Below are 17,283 nucleotides of genomic sequence, written 5' to 3'. Positions count from 1 at the left end.
TAGTGACATTATACCAATGCTATTGGCAAACGCATTGCCACTTACCAAAGTCCTTTAAATTTACCACTGGCGAAGCGATATTGACCGAGCTAACTGAGGCAATTCGTTCTGCAGTATTATCTAATATCGTTGACCGAGATAACATCAAAGAATGCCAATCCGCCATTAAACAGTTACAACATATTCGCGCCTCGTTAGATGTTATCAAAGGGCTATTGTGTGTAGGTTGGAAAATGAAAATGATATCACACGGTGCTTTTGCTTTATTCAACCAATCCATCGACAACATCCAAAAGCAGACCACTGGTTGGCAACATTGGTTTATGGCGCAGGTGAATGATGAGGATTTAAGCTAAGGCTAAAACAAAAACAAAATTAAAAAAGCGCATTAATTTAAACGTTTTTATTTCACAAAAAAAACACCTTATTTACTCACAAAAAATCGGTTAGGAAAGGTATTGATTTTATTAAAGTTTTTCTGGCTGTTTTTTTACAAAAACCGCCTAATAAAAACACAACAATTCTTCCCAAAAAAGATGATTATGTTATTTGTCCTATTCTGGCGTCAGAATGTGCCGACAACAGAGCGAGGTTAGCACGCCAAACAAGGATGTTTGGCGAGGCTATGCTTCGCCGGGAGCGAATCATAGCCGGTGCGTTAAGACCGAGCGACGGCGGACAAATTTGTCTGGAACAAATTTGAACATCTGAGCAAAGCGAAGATGGCCTCGAAGAGGCGAGTATCAGGATGATACGAGTAGCGTAGCCGAAGGCCACATTCTGCAGCCAAAGCGTGGGTTGTCAGGGAATTCGCTTTAATTCCCTGACTCGGACGTGGTCACTGTAGCTATTTTATTCACCCAAGGTCAAAACGTCCGAAACCACCGCACCCAATTTATTCTATTCACCAACCCCAAAAGGCTTGATTTTCCGCTCAAAAATCAGTCAGAAAAGGTATTGATTTTATTAAAGTCTTTATTTTTGTTTTTTTAAGTAAAATCAACCATTTAAAAAACCTATCGATTTGCATTGATAACCTACTCACTGCTACTTTTTGCTAATAGCTAGTCTACATCCCCCTTATTTAAATTCATTCACCAATAAACCACTTCCCCTCGTTGTGAGGTCATTTACATTGTTTAATATTGCATCAATTATCGGCAGTTTAAAGACTATTTTATTGGTTTATGGTATGATTATCGCCAAATTCAACGACAATAAGTTATGGTGATTATGAGTTATCAAGTTCTGGCACGCAAATGGCGACCAAAATCATTTTCTGAAGTTGTGGGGCAGGAACATGTCCTTAAAATTTTGTCTAATGCGCTATCACTTGGTCGCGTTCATCATGCTTATTTATTTTCAGGCACGCGTGGCGTGGGTAAAACCTCAATTGCGCGTTTGTTAGCTAAAGGGCTTAATTGCGAAACTGGCATTACAGCAACGCCTTGTGGGGTTTGTGATAATTGTCGTGATATTGAGCAAGGGCGATTTGTTGATTTACTCGAAATTGATGCCGCATCGCGTACCAAGGTCGAAGATACACGCGAAATACTTGATAATATTCAATACTTGCCAACCAAAGGGCGTTTTAAGGTCTATTTGATTGATGAAGTCCACATGTTGTCACGCAGTAGTTTTAATGCACTACTCAAGACCCTAGAAGAGCCGCCCGAGCATGTTAAGTTCTTATTGGCGACAACGGATCCACAAAAATTACCGATTACTATTTTGTCGCGTTGTTTGCATTTGCATTTAAATGTGCTTGATACAGCGCTAATCAGCAAACAATTAGCTCATATTTTACAGTTAGAACAAATTAGCAGCGAACCTAAAGCGATTGGGATGTTGGCAAAAGCCGCTAATGGAAGTATGCGTGATGCACTGAGTTTGACCGATCAAGCCATTGCCCTTGGTAATGGTAAGGTTGATGCTAATTCGGTGGCGGTTATGCTTGGTACGCTTGATAAATCGATTCCGTTTTCGTTTGTTGAGGCATTGCATCATAGTGATGGTAATGCACTAATGCAACAAATCGAAGCCGCTGCTATGCAGGGGGCGGATTGGGATAATTTATTAGCCGAAACCATTACCTTGTTGCACCAAATTGCGTTATTACAAGTAGTGCCAACAGCATTAGGTGATTATACCGATAACGAAGACCGTATCCGCTTTTTAGCACAATATATGTCGCCGAATGATGTGCAGTTGTTTTATCAAATTTTGTTGATGGGTCGTAAAGAGCTTGCTTTTGCTCCCGATAAAAAAATCGGTGTTGAAATGAGCTTTTTGCGTGCTTTGGCTTTTATGCCTAAGGCGGTTGATGCTGTCACTCCCCCCGTCGTAGTTAGTCCTGTTTCTGTTGAAAGCAATACGAAGCCACAAGGGCAAATGCATTCGCAAACTCAGAACGATATCCCTGCGCTAGCAACAAGTGCACCACAAGTAAGTCAGCCTGAGAATATCTCAGTTGCTGACTCAGAGCAAACTACATCATCAGCTCTTGATTCGCAAAAATCAGAGCTTAGTTCACCTTTATCAAAACAACCGCAAAACTCTTCGCAACTTATGAGTGATACGTCGCCTGTTATAACCCAAAAGGTTGAGAAAACGGCTAATACTAAATCAACCACTGGCGATGTAGCGATTCCTGAAGATGTTTCATCGGTGACTAAGAGTATTTTAGAAATGCGTATGCAGTTGATGAAAGAGGAACAAAATCCAAAAAAGTCTAACGCGGTTGGCGCGACTAATGTGGCCCAACCAAAAAATCCAGTAATCAGTTCATCACTTAAACGAATTAAACAAAATAAGGCTCCTGTTGAGTCTATCAATACCCGTAGTGGTGAAGATAGTCGTGATAACGAAGAAGAAATCACAGCGGAAAATTATCAATGGCAAGCCAGTGGTTTAATTGCTATGAAAGATGAGATCGTGGTTGATACAAAAGCATTCCGCGAGTCACTTAATGGCGAAAAGACCCCCGAAATGACCAAAAAACTGATTGCCGAAATGGCTCAAAAAGATGCATGGTGTGCTGAAATTGAACAGTTGGATCTGTCGCCTTTAATTAAGCAAATTGTGGTTAACTCCGCTTTTGAGCAAGTAGATAATGGAACGATAGTGTTGCATATGCGATCGGCAGTTAAACACTTAATTAATTCAGCAGGGAATGTGATTAAAGTGAAAAAAGCACTTTGTAAATATCATAATCAAGATCTTGATGTGAAGATTGTTATTGATGATGATCAAAATCGTAAGACGCCAATCGAAATGCGTGAAGAGTTGTATCAACAAAAACTAGCTCAGGCAAAAATAACCATTGCCGAAGATCCAAAAGTGGCAACAATTTGCCGATATTTTGATGCCAAGATTGATGAAGCAAGTGTTCGTCCTGTATAATCGTGGCTATATTTTTTAACGAGGAATTATTATGTTTTCAGGTGGAAAAGGCGGCTTGGGTAATTTAATGAAACAAGCCCAACAAATGCAAGCAAAAATGCAACAAGCTCAAGAAGAGATCGCTAAATTAGAAGTAACTGGCGAGTCGGGCGCGGGTATGGTTAAAGTCACTATTAACGGTACGCATAGCTGTAAACGTGTTGAAATTGATCCATCACTATTAGCAGAAGACGATAAAGAGATGTTAGAAGATCTTATTGCCGCTGCTTATAACGATGCTGCTCGTCGTTTAGATGACGCACAAAAAGAAAGAATGGCGCAAGTAACTGGTGGTATGCAACTACCTCCAGGCTTTAAAATGCCGTTTTAAGTTAACGCATTCATTTAGTCAATTAACCCTTTTATATTGCCGAGTTTGTTAATCAACTCGGCAATGTTTTAGTTATGCCTGTCTATTTATACAGTTTTTCTTTATTATTTTTTTGCTATCAGGTAAACTACTTTAATCATTTGCTTAATTATTACGCTTTATTATTAAGGATATATTGTGATTGGTCGTTTACGTGGCACTATTATTGAAAAGCAACCTCCTAAAGTACTGATTGAAGTTGGTGGAGTCGGTTACAATGTGTTTATGCCGATGACCTGTTTTTATGAATTACCTGAAAACGGGAAGGAAGTTATTGTGTTAACTCATTTTGCTGTGCGTGAAGATGCCCAAGTGCTTTATGGGTTTAATCAAGAGCAGGAACGTGAGTTATTTCGTGAGCTAATTAAGGTTAATGGTGTTGGTCCCAAATTAGCGTTAGCTATTTTGTCGGGTATGTCTGCATCGCAATTTATTAGTGCGGTTGAACAAGGTGAAATTAAAACCTTAGTTAAGTTGCCGGGCGTAGGTAATAAAACGGCTGAACGGCTAATTGTTGAAATGAAAGATCGTATTAAGCGTTTTGGAGAGCAATTATCAAGCGCTAGTACAATTGTTGATACAGGTAATATTCTTAAATCGGCTAATCAAATTGAAGGCGAGGCGGTTTCAGCTTTAATTTCTTTAGGTTATAAACCGCAAGAAGCTAGTCGCATTATTAATAAAGTCATTAAGCCAGACATGGATAGCGAAACGCTGATTCGTGAAGCCTTAAAATCAGCATTATAAATAGGAATTTATTATGATTGAAGCGGATCGTTTAATTGCCCCACAAGCACAAAAGGAAGAAGAGTCACTTGATCGTGCTATTCGCCCTAAATGTTTGGACGAATATATTGGGCAACCGCAAGTGCGGGAGCAGATGAAGATTTTTATTCAAGCAGCTAAACAACGTAGTGATGCGCTCGATCATGTACTTATATTTGGTCCACCAGGACTTGGTAAAACAACTTTAGCCAATATTGTGGCGAACGAAATGAATGTCAATTTACGCACCACTTCTGGTCCTGTTTTAGAAAAGGCTGGTGATTTAGCGGCTATGCTGACTAATTTAGAGCCTAACGATGTGCTGTTTATTGACGAAATCCACCGACTTTCCCCTGTAGTTGAAGAAATTTTATACCCTGCGATGGAAGACTACCAATTAGATATTATGATTGGTGAAGGCCCTGCTGCACGTTCGATCAAAATCGATCTTCCCCCCTTTACGTTAATTGGTGCAACAACTCGAGCTGGATCGTTAACTTCACCACTGCGGGATAGGTTTGGTATTGTGCAGCGCCTTGAGTTTTATCGAGTTGAGGATTTGGAATATATTGTTAGTCGTAGCGCTAAATTTTTGGGGATGGATTTGTCAGACGAAGGTGCACATTTAATTGCTAAACGTTCACGCGGTACACCACGAATTGCCAATCGTCTTTTGCGTCGTGTACGCGACTATGCCGATGTAAAATCAAAAGGGGTTATCGACAAAAAAATTGCCACTCAAGCACTTGATATGCTTGATGTTGATAACGAGGGCTTTGATTATATGGATCGCAAATTGTTGTTGGCTATTATCGAAAAGTTCATGGGTGGTCCAGTCGGATTAGATAACATTGCCGCTGCCATTGGTGAAGAGCGCGAAACGATAGAAGATGTGCTCGAACCCTTTTTAATTCAACAAGGTTATATTCAACGAACACCTCGTGGCAGAATCGCAACACCACATGCGTATCGCCATTTTGGCATTATTCAGGATAATTAGGTTAAAGTTGTGAGAAACTTAAGGTTCATAAAAAAACGTGACTATTAGATGAGTCACGTTTTTTTTATTTACTGATGTTATATTGCTAATTTTGACTTAACCGAGTTCTTTTTCAGTAAAAATGCCACTAAATAAATCGGTACTTAAATAACGTTCGCCAGAAGATGGCAAAATCACCACAATGGTTTTGTTGATATTTTCAGGTAATTTTGCTAAGCGATCCGCGGCAAAAATAGCAGCACCCGATGATATTCCCGCTAATATGCCTTCTTTTTCCATTAATTCGCGAGCTGTTTCGATAGCGTCTTCGTTTGATACTTTTTCGACTATATCAATTAAACTTAAATCAAGATTTGTCGGAATGAAACCAGCTCCAATACCTTGAATTTTGTGTGGACCTGGTTTGATAGGCTCGCCTGCTAGTGCTTGACTAATGACGGGTGAATTGGTCGGTTCAACGGCAACTGCGGTAATATTTTTGCCTTGTGTTTTTTTTATGTAACGCGTTACGCCAGTGAATGTACCGCCTGTTCCGACACCAGCAATAAAAATATCGATTTGCCCATCGGTATCTTGCCATATTTCTGGTCCCGTTGTTTTTTCGTGTATTTCTGGGTTAGCAGGATTACTAAATTGTTGTAGCATGAGATTCTTTTTAGGATCACTTGCCACAATTTCTTCGGCTTTTTCGATTGCGCCTTTCATCCCTTTGGCTGCTTCAGTTAAAATTAAATTGGCTCCTAAGGCTTTTAGCAGTTTTCGACGTTCAATACTCATGCTTTCAGGCATGGTTAAAGTTAATTTATAGCCACGAGCAGCAGCAACTGCCGCTAGCGCAATGCCTGTATTACCACTGGTTGGTTCGATTAGTTCGACGTCTGAAGTTAATAATCCTCGCTTTTCAGCATCCCAAATCATGTTCGATGCAATGCGACATTTAACACTAAAACTGGGGTTGCGCGATTCAACTTTAGCTAATATATTGCCATGACCAAAGTGTTTTAAACGAACAAGTGGGGTATGACCAATGGTTTGTGAATTATCATCAAATATTTTGCTCATGTATGTATCCTTATCAATAACTTTTAAACGGATAGCCTTAAAATTTTTGCTAATTTTTATGAATTAGTATTATAAAGATAACTCAAAAAGATGATACTAATTAATAATTATAACAATATTCGTTTTGGTCATAAGCATAGTCAATTATGTTTTTTATATCTTTCTTAATAGTACTGTGTACCTATTTTTAATTGTATTAAAATCTAGCAATTTACCGATTTAGGCATAATTTTATGAGGGGATTAAATTTAAAGAGCAATATCTAAACTTTTTTTAAATTCATCCATCAACATCACTTTCCATCTCTAATTCGATCTTCTTAATCGCCTGTGTACAGCGATAAATACGATTATCAAGTGCGGCTATTTTGCTTTGGTTGATGACGTCCTGCGATAGTTCTAGTTCGTATTTCATCTCTTGCAATCGGCGTAAATAATCTAAATGGCGCATGTGTTTTTGGGCTAGGGTTTCTTCAATAATGGTTTTGGGCTGTTTTTGGCGCAAGTTGTGGGTGGCAAGTTCGCGCGTTAGGGCAGCCATTTGATTGACTAATGTTTCTGATAAAAAAGTAATTTGCTCAATTTTTTCTGATTCGATATTTGCGACTAATGCTTGATACGTTTGTTTGACCTTTTCAAGGTAAAACGTTTTATCTGTGACAATTTTATTGGTATGAAAAAGTTGTTCGTCAAAATAAGGCTCTTTAAATTTCTGTTCGTTTGCCAAATGAACTTGTTGTTCTAATTGGTCAATTTGCTTTTGTAGTGTAGCGAGTAAATTTGCCATTGTTGTTAGTCTTTGTTATAAGGTGGGAGTATCATTATCTTGACCAAAATAATCGCCTAAGTGCAATTTTGCTAATGTTATGATTTTCATAAATGATTCAAATGTTAATGTATTGGTTTCGGTACCGTTTTCGGCAATGACTTTTTTAGTAATTAATTTTCCTTTTAGTTGATTATAGCAGTCAACTAAGTTAAGTGGTAAGGGCGATAGGGCACGTTTACCTAACCAAAATATTCCTTGTAGCGGCAGGCTTAAGGTAAATAGTATCGTTATTGCCGTGACCGCAATTGGTGCTGGCATGTAATATTGCCAAACCAGCAAACTAATCACGATAGGAGGCAAGTATTTAGTTGCGGTTTTTATGTGGTTAATGATTTTTACTTCAGGAAATGAATGTGCTAGTTGTTTGTCTGTCGGGCAAAGCTTCATATACCTTTGCCCAGCTTTATATGTGTTTATTAGATTCATATTTTTGTGACTCCTCGACATTCACTTCTTATTATCTTAAAATAGTACTATTCAAATTGGGGACTCTTTTTATTCTATCTCAAAAAGTAAGATATCAGAAGTCACCTTAGCGTAGTCACATTGATTTTTAAATCATGTGCAGAGTTACCAATTTTGATTGGTATATATCTTTTTATTCAATCTATAGGAATTACTATGTCATCAAGTAATAACGCTCTTGTTCTTAATTGCGGAAGTTCATCATTAAAATTTGCTATTATAAACCCTGAAAACGGTGATGAGTTTCTTTCTGGATTAGCCGAATGTTTTAACCTGCCTGATGCACGTATTAAGTGGAAACTTGATGGCGTTAAAGGTGAAGCATCTTTAGGTGCAGGTGCTGCACATAGTGAAGCAATTAAATTTATTGTTAATAGTATCTTCCCACAAAAACCAGAATTATTAGATAGTATTAAGTCTATTGGCCATCGTATTGTTCACGGTGGTGAAAAATACACTCAATCAGTTGTTATCGATGATTCAGTACTAAAAGGTATTGAAGATGCCGCTGCTTTTGCTCCATTACATAATCCTGCGCATTTAATTGGTATTCGTGAGGCGTTTGCTGCGTTTCCACATTTAAAAAATAAAAATGTGGCAGTATTTGATACAGCTTTCCATACTACAATGCCAAAAGAAGCTTATTTATACGCGATTCCTAACGAATTATACACAAAACATGGTATCCGTCGTTATGGTGCACATGGTACAAGTCACTATTATGTAAGCCAACAAGCAGCCAAATTATTAAATAAACCAGTTGAAGAAACTAATGTGATCACTTGTCACTTAGGCAATGGTGCATCAATCACTGCAGTTAAAAACGGTAAATGTGTTGAAACTTCAATGGGTCTAACACCACTTGAAGGTTTAGTCATGGGTACACGTAGTGGTGATATCGATCCTGCGATTATGTTCTTCTTACACGATAATTTAAAAATGTCTGTTGCTGATATTAATAACCTTTTAAACAAAAAATCTGGTTTATTAGGTTTAACGGGTGTGAGCAGTGACTGCCGTTATGTAACCGATAATTACGAAACAGATGAAAACGCTAAAAACGCTTTAGATGTGTTTGTTCATCGCTTAGTAAAATATATCGGTGGTTATGCTATGCTTTTAGACGGTCGTTTAGATGCTATAGTATTTACTGGTGGTATCGGTGAAAACTCAGAAGAAGTGCGTCGTATGGCATTACAAAAATTAGGTATTCTTGGTTTTGAACTTGATCAAGAACGTAACCTTGCAGCTCGTTTTGGTAAAGGTGGAACAATTACTAAAGATGGTTCAGCTATTGCGATGGTGATTCCAACCAATGAAGAACTAGTCATTGCTCAAGATGCTGCGCGTCTAACTGCGTAATAAATATTTAAAACCGCCTAAATGGCGGTTTGTTTTTTTATATAAAAAGAATTAAGAGGTAACAATTATGTCTCGTACTATTATGCTGATTCCTACCGGTACCAATGTTGGACTAACAGGGGTGAGTCTTGGTGTTATTCGAGCTATGGAACGTCAAGGTATTAACTTAAACGTTTTCAAACCAGTAGCACAACCTAGAGCGGGTGGCGATGCACCAGACAATACGACAACATTAGTTAGTCATAACACTTCAATCCCAACATTAAAACCGCTTAAAATGAGCCATGTTGAAAACCTATTAGGTTTAAATCAACAAGATGTGTTAATGGAAGAAATCGTAGCCCTTTATGCCGAAAACACGAAAGGTGCTGATGTTGTTTTGGTTGAAGGTATTGTACCAACGTCTGATTATCCTTTTGCTAATGAACTCAATAATAATATCGCTAAAACGCTTGGTGCCGAAATTATTTTTGTGGTCAATATGGGCAAAGATACGCCAGAGCAACTTAGAGATCGCATTGAAATTGCTCGATCTAACTTTGGTGGCATTAAAAACGAAAAAATCGTTGGTGTGATTGTTAATAAAGTCAATGCGCCAGTTGAAGAACAAAGCCTTGCTCGTCCTGATGTTGCTGAAATTTATCACACCCCTAAGTTTGATGATAAAAAAATCACTATCGATGATTTAAATGCACATAGCCCATTGCCAGTACTTGGATGTATTCCTTGGAATATGGATTTAAGTGCTTGTCGTTCTATTGATATTGCAAAACATTTTGACGCAAAAATTATTAATGAAGGTGATATCAAAAACCGCCGCATTAAACATATCTCTTTCTGCTCACGTAGTGTGCCTAACATTATTAGTCATTTACAACCAAATGCACTGTTAGTGACTTCTGCTGATCGCGCTGATGTATTAGTGACGATTAGTTTAGCAGCTATGAATGGTGTAGCTATTGGTGGTGTGCTTTTAACCGGTGGTTACGAAATCGACGAAAAAATCGCAAAATTATGCCAACCTGCTTTTGATACAGGGTTACCTGTATTTACAGTTAAAACTAACACTTTCCAAACGTCGATCAATTTACAACAATTCAATTTAGAAATTCCTGTTGATGATAAAGAGCGTATGGAAAACACCCAAAATTATATGGCTGACCATATCGATGCTAAATGGGTTAAATCATTAAATGAAGTGGTGAATTCTGCACGTCGTTTGTCTCCTCCTGCATTCCGTTACCAATTAACTGAACTTGCACGCAATGCGAAAAAAGTAGTGGTATTACCAGAAGGTGATGAACCAAGAACAGTTAAAGCAGCTGCAATTTGTGCTGAGCGTAATATCGCTAAATGCGTATTAATTGGTAATCCTGACGAAGTGCGTAAAGTTGCCGCTTCTCAAGGCGTAACTTTAGGTCAAGGTGTTGAAATTGTTGATCCTGAATTAATTCGTGAAAAATATGTACCTCGTTTAGTTGAATTACGTAAAAATAAAGGTATGACAGAAGTGATTGCTCGTGAGCAATTAGCTGATAACGTAGTACTTGGTACAATGATGCTTGAAGCAAATGAAGTTGATGGTTTAGTTTCAGGTGCTGTACATACAACTGCTAATACTATCCGTCCACCATTACAATTAATTAAAACTGCCCCAGGTAGTTCACTTGTTTCATCAGTATTCTTTATGTTAATGCCTGATCAAGTGTATATTTATGGTGACTGCGCAATTAATCCAGATCCAAATGCACAAGAGCTAGCTGAAATAGCTATTCAATCTGCTGATACAGCAATCGCCTTTGGTATTGAACCACGCGTTGCGATGATCTCTTATTCAACAGGTAGTTCAGGACAAGGTGCTGATGTTGAAAAAGTGAAAGAAGCAACCCGAATTGCTCAAGAAAAACGTCCAGATCTTATGATCGACGGTCCATTGCAATATGATGCTGCGGTAATGCCAGATGTAGCAAAATCGAAAGCACCAAATTCACAAGTTGCAGGTAAAGCAACAGTATTTATCTTCCCTGATCTTAATACGGGTAATACTACTTATAAAGCAGTACAACGTTCAGCCGATCTTGTTTCGATTGGTCCAATGCTACAAGGTATGCGTAAACCTGTGAATGATTTGTCTCGTGGTGCATTAGTTGACGATATTGTCTACACTATTGCATTAACCGCAATTCAATCAGCACAAGAACAAAACGCTGCAAAATAAGTTTAGCAAAACGTTTTAACTATAGATAAAAGGTGATGCAATATCACCTTTTTTTAATTAAATTTAGCTAAGTGATGGGTTTTAAAAGCTTGAGTTATAACGATTTAGTTTTAAAGTATTTTGTTCTAGAAATTTGAGACAAGGTCTTCAAAAACTTATTTTAAGTCAAGTCCAAACATTCAAAGTTGATAAAAACAATAAATAATAAAAATTTATAAATGATTTTATCCCTCTATGTTAGTTTTTAATAGTGTTAATAACATTTTCATAAATTGTTCTTTATCACCTTGTAATGTCGAAAAAAAATCTTTATCTATTTGTTCAACCAAAGGTACAGTTTCATTTGCTTTATTCAATCCTTTTTGTGTTAATTGAATGGATTTTGCTCGACTGTCTTTAATTGAGCAAGAGCGTTTTATATAATCCTTTTTTTCTAAATTCTCTAATATTTGGGAAATTGTCATCACATCGATATTTGTTTTATTTGATAAAATAACTTGTGTTATTTCGTCTGGTCGTTGTGATAGATAAGCAAGCGTTGCAAGCACTATAAATTGAGGGTGAGTGATAGACTGTTTTTTCAAGCAATTTTTGATATTCGTATGCCAGGACGAATAAGTTTTCATAAAAACAAAACCAATAGATTCAGAGTCATTTTTGAATTGAGTCAAAAACTTATTGTCCTTTGTCATAATTTAACCTTCAACTAAGCCATTTAATTTGTAAGTTTTATCAATAATATCATCTGAAATCTGTTTTATAAAATCATAGGATGCTTTAGTATCCATTTTTGGTTCCGGTTTTAGAGAAATTTCTGATTTTAATGCATATTGATTATGTGATATTTCAATAATTTGATGTGAGAAAAACAGTAAACCTATTTCAGGCATATCAAATTGTTCTGTAAATTCTTGCTCATCAATAATCTTTGATAAAGTCACTTCCATTTCCGGTATATTTTGTAATTTGAAAATACCTTTAGACCCTGTTTTTAAGTCACCAAATATACGAAAGTCTTCAAGATCAGTTTCCCATAATTTTCTTAAATTAAGATCAGTATAGTATTGCCAAATTTGAGTTGGTTTAGCTTTGGTTGGTAATATGAAAGAAATTGAAATGGTATTCATAGCGGCTCTTTTTTATAAGTTGACTTATTATAAGTTTACTTATTAATTAAGTAAAGAGAATTCAATTTTTTTGATTTGTTGACCTATTACGAGGTTAATTTGATGACCATGATATTGAATTCTGTAATAAGATGAGTTCAAAATTATTAATAATATAAAATATTTATAATTGTTTTTAATTAATGCTCTCAATTTAATTGGTAAATGGTACAATATCAGTCTAATTTTGTATTAGTTCATAGTTTAGGAATAAAATTGATGAAAAAAGACATCCACCAACAGCGCATATTAATCCTCGATTTTGGTTCACAAGTTACTCAATTAATTGCTCGTAGAATTCGTGAAATTGGTGTGTACTGTGAACTTTGGCCGTGGGATGTATCAGAAGAAAAAATTAAACAATTTAATCCTAAAGGTATTATTTTATCAGGTGGTCCAGAAAGTACTACAGAAGCTAATAGCCCTCGTGCTCCCGAGTATGTCTTTAATGCTGGCGTACCTGTTTTGGGTATTTGTTATGGCATGCAGACTATGGCAATTCAAGTTGGTAAGGGCGGTCAAGTCACTGGCTCTAACCAACGTGAATTTGGTTATGCTAAAGTGGATCTTATTGGATCGTCAAAATTAACTGATGGTATTTTGGATAGTACAAGCGAACAAGGCATTAATCAACTTGATGTCTGGATGAGCCACGGTGACAAAGTAACAACCTTGCCTGATTGTTTTACACTGATTGGTCGTACTGAAACTTGCCCATTTGCTATTATGGCTAATGACGAAAAACAATTTTATGGTGTTCAATTCCACCCAGAAGTGACTCACACTGTTAAAGGTTTCGAGTTATTGCAACGTTTTGTGATTGATATCTGTCACTGCGAAAAACTTTGGACACCATCTTCAATCATTACTGATGCTATTGCTCGAATTAAAGAACAGGTTGGTAATGACAAAGTCTTACTCGGTTTATCGGGCGGGGTGGATTCTTCTGTTACAGCATTGTTATTGCACCAAGCGATTGGTGATCAATTAACTTGTGTATTTGTTGATCATGGTCTGTTACGTTTGAACGAAGCACAACAAGTTATGGATATGTTTGGTAATAAATTTGGCTTAAATATTATTGCAGTAAATGCCGAAGAGCGTTTTTTAGCTGCACTAAAAGGTGAAGCAGATCCAGAAGCTAAACGCAAAATTATTGGACGTGAATTTGTTGCTGTATTTGATGAAGAAGCAGCAAAGTTAAAAGATGTAAAATGGTTAGCTCAAGGCACTATCTATCCTGATGTTATTGAATCGGCAGCTGCTGATACCGGCAAAGCCCATGTAATTAAATCACATCATAATGTTGGCGGCTTACCAGAAGATATGAAAATGGGCTTGGTTGAACCTTTGCGAGAACTATTTAAAGACGAAGTGCGCAAAGTGGGTTTAGAACTTGGGCTACCTTATGACATGCTTTATCGTCATCCATTTCCAGGACCAGGCTTAGGTGTGCGGGTACTTGGTGAAGTAAAGAAAGAATATTGTGACTTATTACGCAAAGCCGATGCCATTTTTATTGAAGAGCTATATAAGGCAAATTTATACCACAAAGTCAGCCAAGCTTTTACCGTATTTTTACCAGTACGCTCTGTTGGTGTAATGGGTGACGGTCGAAAATATGACTGGGTCGTTTCACTACGTGCAGTTGAAACTATTGACTTTATGACTGCTCATTGGGCTCATTTACCTTATGATTTTCTTGGTCGTGTATCCAATCGCATCATCAATGAAGTTAATGGTATTTCGCGAGTTGTTTATGACATAAGTGGAAAACCGCCAGCTACCATTGAGTGGGAATGATTCCATTTAAAAATAGATATATTTTATAAAAAGCCTTGTTAATCAAGGCTTTTTATTTTTTATATTGGATTTTTTATTTTTCGAGATAAAAGTTCTCTATCTTGTTTTTTATAGCGCCATAGCCATTTCCCACTGGCTAATCGATGATAAAAGAATAGGCTTCTGATTATCCAATCAATAAACATACCAAACCAAACACCTATCACACCAAATGAAAAATAAACCCCTAAAAGATATCCAACTACAATTCGGCACATCCACATGCTACCTATTGCTATCCACATGGTATAGCTGGCATCTTTTGCGCCTTTAAAACCGTATGGCAAGACAAATGAGGATGCCCAAAATGGGGTGAATAGAGCATTAAACCATAGCAGGTGTTTGGCTATATCAATAACTTCTTGGTCGTTGGTGTATAGTGAGCTTAATAAGCCCGCAAAAGGTATTGATAAAAAAGCTAAAAGGCATAATAGAAAATTTGTTAAATGAAAGATAAATTTAAGTTGTCTGGTTGGTTGATATATTTGTCCCATACCTATGCGCTTACCGACGATGATAGTAGATGTGGAACCTAAAGTACCTCCAGGCAAATTAAGTAAGCCTGCGATTGAAAACGCAATAAAGTTGGCGGCTATGGTTGATGTACCCATTCCTGCTACAAAGGTTTGGGTTAGTAGTTTGCCTATATTAAACATTACCGATTCAACACTTGCAGGTAAACCGATGCTTAATATATCAATAAGAATTTTTGCATTAAACGAATGAAAGTAGCTTCTAAAAGGGATAAAAAGTGCTCGGCTTGGTTTGATAGTTAATACTAGTAATATAAAAAACATACCGCAATAACGTGATATAGTTAAACCAATACCCGCACCAATAAATCCTAATCCTTGCCAATCAAATATACCGTAGATTAATACATAACTTATCGATAAATTTAAGATATTCATGATAATGTTTAAATACATGGGTAGTTTAGTATTTCCTGCCCCACGTAGTGCACCGCAACCAATTAAAATAAAGGCTAGTGCAGGGTAACCTAATACAGTTAATCTAAGAAAGGTTAATGACAATTCTTTAACATTGGCTTCGGCTTTACCTGCGATAATCTCAATTATCCAATATCCTGAAAATTCAATAAAAATAAATAATAAAATTGAGATAATAATGAGTAAAGAAATGGATTGTCTGGCGGCAATAACGGCTTTTTTTCGGTTGTGACGTCCAAGGCTAAAGGCAACGACTACCGATGTTCCAAGCGCAACAGCCATAAAAAATGACATGATAATCATATTAAAGCTTTCAGCTAGACCTACGGCAGCCATCTCGGCTTTGCCTATCCAGCTAACTAAAAATGTACTAAAAATACCCATTAATATAACTGACAGGTTTTCAATGAGTATAGGAATGGCTAAAGGGTAAATTTCTCGCCATAAGAGTACATTATTTGAATGTCTTTTTTTATATATTTGAAATTCTTTTAAGCGGCTAATAATTTCAACATTCAATTTAAGGCCTAAATTTATACATTAAAATATGTTGTTTATTATAACGCTATTATTTAACAGAAATAAGTTTATGCTTAAAAAATACATCTGGAATCGGTTGATAAATAATTTAATGTTAATATTTTAAATATTAATGATTCAAAATTAACTAAAAATAAATGTTTTTTTTAAATTGCTAACACATATAACGCTATATTTTATTGCGTAATTTCGTATTTGGCTTTATATTATTGCCAATAATCTTATTCTCGTTCTATTCTAATCATTTATAAACATAATTTATGCATAAAAAACGTCTTTCTTTGATTGTAGCGATCATTGCTCTTATTGCTTTGGTTATCATTATATATCTTGCTAATCAACCAAGTACGATTATATTACAAGGTGAGATTGAATCTAGCCGTGTTGATGTCGCAGCTAGAGTGCAGGGGCGAGTGATTCAATTTAATTATGATGTTGGGGATAATGTTAAACAAGGTGATGTTCTTCTTACCCTTTCAAACCCTGCGTTGTTAGCACAGTTTGCGACAGCTGAAGCAGAATTAAAAGTAGCAATGGCGAGTCGTGATAATACTTATAGTACTAGGCCAGAAACAATTGATGTGCAAAAAGCGCAATTAGATAAAGCGAATTCGGATTTAATTTTAGCACAAACAAGCTATGAAAGAATCGATCGCTTAGCTAAAAATGGCACTGTTTCAAAACAGAGTTATGATGAATCTTTTAACCAATATCAAGCGGCGATTAAAGCTCATGAAGCTGCTAAAGCTAATTTAGAATTAGCCGAAAATGGTAGTAGTATAGAACAGAAAAAATTAGCTGATGCGCAGGTGGAACAGTCTGAAGCTGCATTATCGCAAGTAAAAGCGGATGTAAATGAATTAACTTTGGTTTCTCCTATCAATGGACAAATTACTACCCGTGTTGCAGAAACAGGGCAATTGTATAGCCCAGGAACGCCACTTTATTCTATTATTGATTTAAATGATATTTGGTTTACCTTTAATATTCGTGAAGATTTACTTGGAAATCTTAAAGTCGGCGATACGTTTCAAGTAAAAGTACCAGCATTAAATAATCAAATTATTGATGTTAAAGTCACTGTATTAAATGCATTAGGTCAATATGCTAATTGGCAAGCGACTAAAGCAACAGGGGATTTTGATCTGAAAACTTTTGAAATGCGTGCTAAACCAATCAATAAAGTGTCTGGTCTTCGTCCGGGAATGAGTGTCACAACAAAATGGCAATCTCATTAAAATAATCACTCAGGTGGCGATTATTTTACACAAAAG

General features: G+C 36.6%; 15 protein-coding genes. 9 read left to right on the top strand and 6 right to left on the bottom strand.

Annotation, left to right across the window (positions count from 1 at the left end; all coding sequences use genetic code 11):
• The 5 genes from ACYH9I_RS01665 to ruvB form a co-directional block, all read left to right on the top strand.
• A partial coding sequence (locus ACYH9I_RS01665; protein WP_483558401.1) for a four helix bundle protein occupies positions 1-356 on the top strand: 356 nt, incomplete at its 5' end.
• Between the two features lie 877 nt (positions 357-1,233).
• Positions 1,234-3,402, top strand: coding sequence for a DNA polymerase III subunit gamma/tau (gene dnaX, locus ACYH9I_RS01660; RefSeq protein ID WP_483558399.1), 2,169 nt, complete (start codon positions 1,234-1,236; stop codon positions 3,400-3,402).
• Positions 3,403-3,433: 31 nt separating this feature from the next.
• Positions 3,434-3,772, top strand: coding sequence for a YbaB/EbfC family nucleoid-associated protein (locus ACYH9I_RS01655; RefSeq protein WP_091347193.1), 339 nt, complete (start codon positions 3,434-3,436; stop codon positions 3,770-3,772).
• 177 nt (positions 3,773-3,949) lie between these two features.
• A complete protein-coding gene (gene ruvA, locus ACYH9I_RS01650) occupies positions 3,950-4,558 on the top strand; it encodes a Holliday junction branch migration protein RuvA (RefSeq protein WP_483558397.1) in 609 nt (202 codons plus the stop codon).
• Between the two features lie 13 nt (positions 4,559-4,571).
• The gene (gene ruvB, locus ACYH9I_RS01645; RefSeq protein WP_091347189.1) at positions 4,572-5,576 is read left to right on the top strand and encodes a Holliday junction branch migration DNA helicase RuvB; all 1,005 of its coding nucleotides are present in this window, start codon (positions 4,572-4,574) and stop codon (positions 5,574-5,576) included.
• A gap of 96 nt (positions 5,577-5,672) precedes the next feature.
• Here the strand turns inward: ruvB and cysK are convergent, their stop codons facing one another.
• From cysK to yfbV, 3 genes are all read right to left on the bottom strand, one after another.
• Positions 5,673-6,638: a cysteine synthase A gene (gene cysK, locus ACYH9I_RS01640; RefSeq protein WP_483558395.1), complete on the bottom strand. Its 966-nt coding sequence runs from the start codon at positions 6,636-6,638 to the stop codon at positions 5,673-5,675.
• A 279-nt stretch (positions 6,639-6,917) separates the two neighbouring features.
• Positions 6,918-7,424 (bottom strand): primosomal replication protein PriC, encoded by a 507-nt coding sequence (gene priC, locus ACYH9I_RS01635; protein WP_483558393.1) that lies wholly within the window; start codon positions 7,422-7,424, stop codon positions 6,918-6,920.
• 15 nt (positions 7,425-7,439) lie between these two features.
• Complete coding sequence (gene yfbV / locus ACYH9I_RS01630) at positions 7,440-7,892, bottom strand: terminus macrodomain insulation protein YfbV (protein WP_483558391.1); 453 nt, start codon at positions 7,890-7,892, stop codon at positions 7,440-7,442.
• Between the two features lie 195 nt (positions 7,893-8,087).
• Between yfbV and ACYH9I_RS01625 the strand changes: the two genes are divergently transcribed.
• Both ACYH9I_RS01625 and pta read left to right on the top strand, forming a co-directional pair.
• Positions 8,088-9,293 (top strand): acetate kinase, encoded by a 1,206-nt coding sequence (locus ACYH9I_RS01625; RefSeq protein WP_483558389.1) that lies wholly within the window; start codon positions 8,088-8,090, stop codon positions 9,291-9,293.
• A 67-nt stretch (positions 9,294-9,360) separates the two neighbouring features.
• Positions 9,361-11,511 carry a phosphate acetyltransferase gene (pta, locus tag ACYH9I_RS01620; RefSeq protein ID WP_483558387.1) on the top strand — a complete coding sequence of 717 codons (2,151 nt, stop codon included), beginning with the start codon at positions 9,361-9,363 and terminating at the stop codon, positions 11,509-11,511.
• 224 nt (positions 11,512-11,735) lie between these two features.
• Here the strand turns inward: pta and ACYH9I_RS01615 are convergent, their stop codons facing one another.
• Together ACYH9I_RS01615 and ACYH9I_RS01610 are read right to left on the bottom strand one after the other, a co-directional pair.
• Positions 11,736-12,203 (bottom strand): MarR family winged helix-turn-helix transcriptional regulator, encoded by a 468-nt coding sequence (locus ACYH9I_RS01615; RefSeq protein ID WP_483558385.1) that lies wholly within the window; start codon positions 12,201-12,203, stop codon positions 11,736-11,738.
• Between the two features lie 3 nt (positions 12,204-12,206).
• On the bottom strand, positions 12,207-12,638 hold the full coding sequence (locus tag ACYH9I_RS01610; RefSeq protein WP_065637821.1) for an SRPBCC family protein: 432 nt from the start codon (positions 12,636-12,638) through the stop codon (positions 12,207-12,209).
• 258 nt (positions 12,639-12,896) lie between these two features.
• Between ACYH9I_RS01610 and guaA the strand changes: the two genes are divergently transcribed.
• The gene (gene guaA, locus ACYH9I_RS01605; protein WP_483558383.1) at positions 12,897-14,480 is read left to right on the top strand and encodes a glutamine-hydrolyzing GMP synthase; all 1,584 of its coding nucleotides are present in this window, start codon (positions 12,897-12,899) and stop codon (positions 14,478-14,480) included.
• A 59-nt stretch (positions 14,481-14,539) separates the two neighbouring features.
• Here the strand turns inward: guaA and ACYH9I_RS01600 are convergent, their stop codons facing one another.
• The gene (locus ACYH9I_RS01600; protein ID WP_483558422.1) at positions 14,540-15,973 is read right to left on the bottom strand and encodes an EmmdR/YeeO family multidrug/toxin efflux MATE transporter; all 1,434 of its coding nucleotides are present in this window, start codon (positions 15,971-15,973) and stop codon (positions 14,540-14,542) included.
• A 296-nt stretch (positions 15,974-16,269) separates the two neighbouring features.
• Between ACYH9I_RS01600 and ACYH9I_RS01595 the strand changes: the two genes are divergently transcribed.
• The gene (locus ACYH9I_RS01595) at positions 16,270-17,247 is read left to right on the top strand and encodes an HlyD family secretion protein (RefSeq protein WP_483558381.1); all 978 of its coding nucleotides are present in this window, start codon (positions 16,270-16,272) and stop codon (positions 17,245-17,247) included.
• The last annotated feature ends 36 nt before the right edge of the window (positions 17,248-17,283 follow it).

Source organism: Gilliamella sp. X-23 (assembly GCF_057063545.1).
Note: the sequence above shows the minus strand (reverse complement) of the source record. Positions and strands in the feature narration are given on the sequence as shown.

What these genes read in the sequence shown, in the direction of transcription:
- dnaX (WP_483558399.1), top strand. Translation starts at nt 1,234, where the DNA reads ATGAGTTATCAAGTTCTGGCACGCAAATGGCGACCAAAATCATTTTCT.
- ACYH9I_RS01655 (WP_091347193.1), top strand. Translation starts at nt 3,434, where the DNA reads ATGTTTTCAGGTGGAAAAGGCGGCTTGGGTAATTTAATGAAACAAGCC.
- ruvB (WP_091347189.1), top strand. Translation starts at nt 4,572, where the DNA reads ATGATTGAAGCGGATCGTTTAATTGCCCCACAAGCACAAAAGGAAGAA.
- cysK (WP_483558395.1), bottom strand. Translation starts at nt 6,638, where the DNA reads ATGAGCAAAATATTTGATGATAATTCACAAACCATTGGTCATACCCCA.
- priC (WP_483558393.1), bottom strand. Translation starts at nt 7,424, where the DNA reads ATGGCAAATTTACTCGCTACACTACAAAAGCAAATTGACCAATTAGAA.
- yfbV (WP_483558391.1), bottom strand. Translation starts at nt 7,892, where the DNA reads ATGAATCTAATAAACACATATAAAGCTGGGCAAAGGTATATGAAGCTT.
- ACYH9I_RS01625 (WP_483558389.1), top strand. Translation starts at nt 8,088, where the DNA reads ATGTCATCAAGTAATAACGCTCTTGTTCTTAATTGCGGAAGTTCATCA.
- pta (WP_483558387.1), top strand. Translation starts at nt 9,361, where the DNA reads ATGTCTCGTACTATTATGCTGATTCCTACCGGTACCAATGTTGGACTA.
- ACYH9I_RS01615 (WP_483558385.1), bottom strand. Translation starts at nt 12,203, where the DNA reads ATGACAAAGGACAATAAGTTTTTGACTCAATTCAAAAATGACTCTGAA.
- ACYH9I_RS01610 (WP_065637821.1), bottom strand. Translation starts at nt 12,638, where the DNA reads ATGAATACCATTTCAATTTCTTTCATATTACCAACCAAAGCTAAACCA.
- guaA (WP_483558383.1), top strand. Translation starts at nt 12,897, where the DNA reads ATGAAAAAAGACATCCACCAACAGCGCATATTAATCCTCGATTTTGGT.
- ACYH9I_RS01595 (WP_483558381.1), top strand. Translation starts at nt 16,270, where the DNA reads ATGCATAAAAAACGTCTTTCTTTGATTGTAGCGATCATTGCTCTTATT.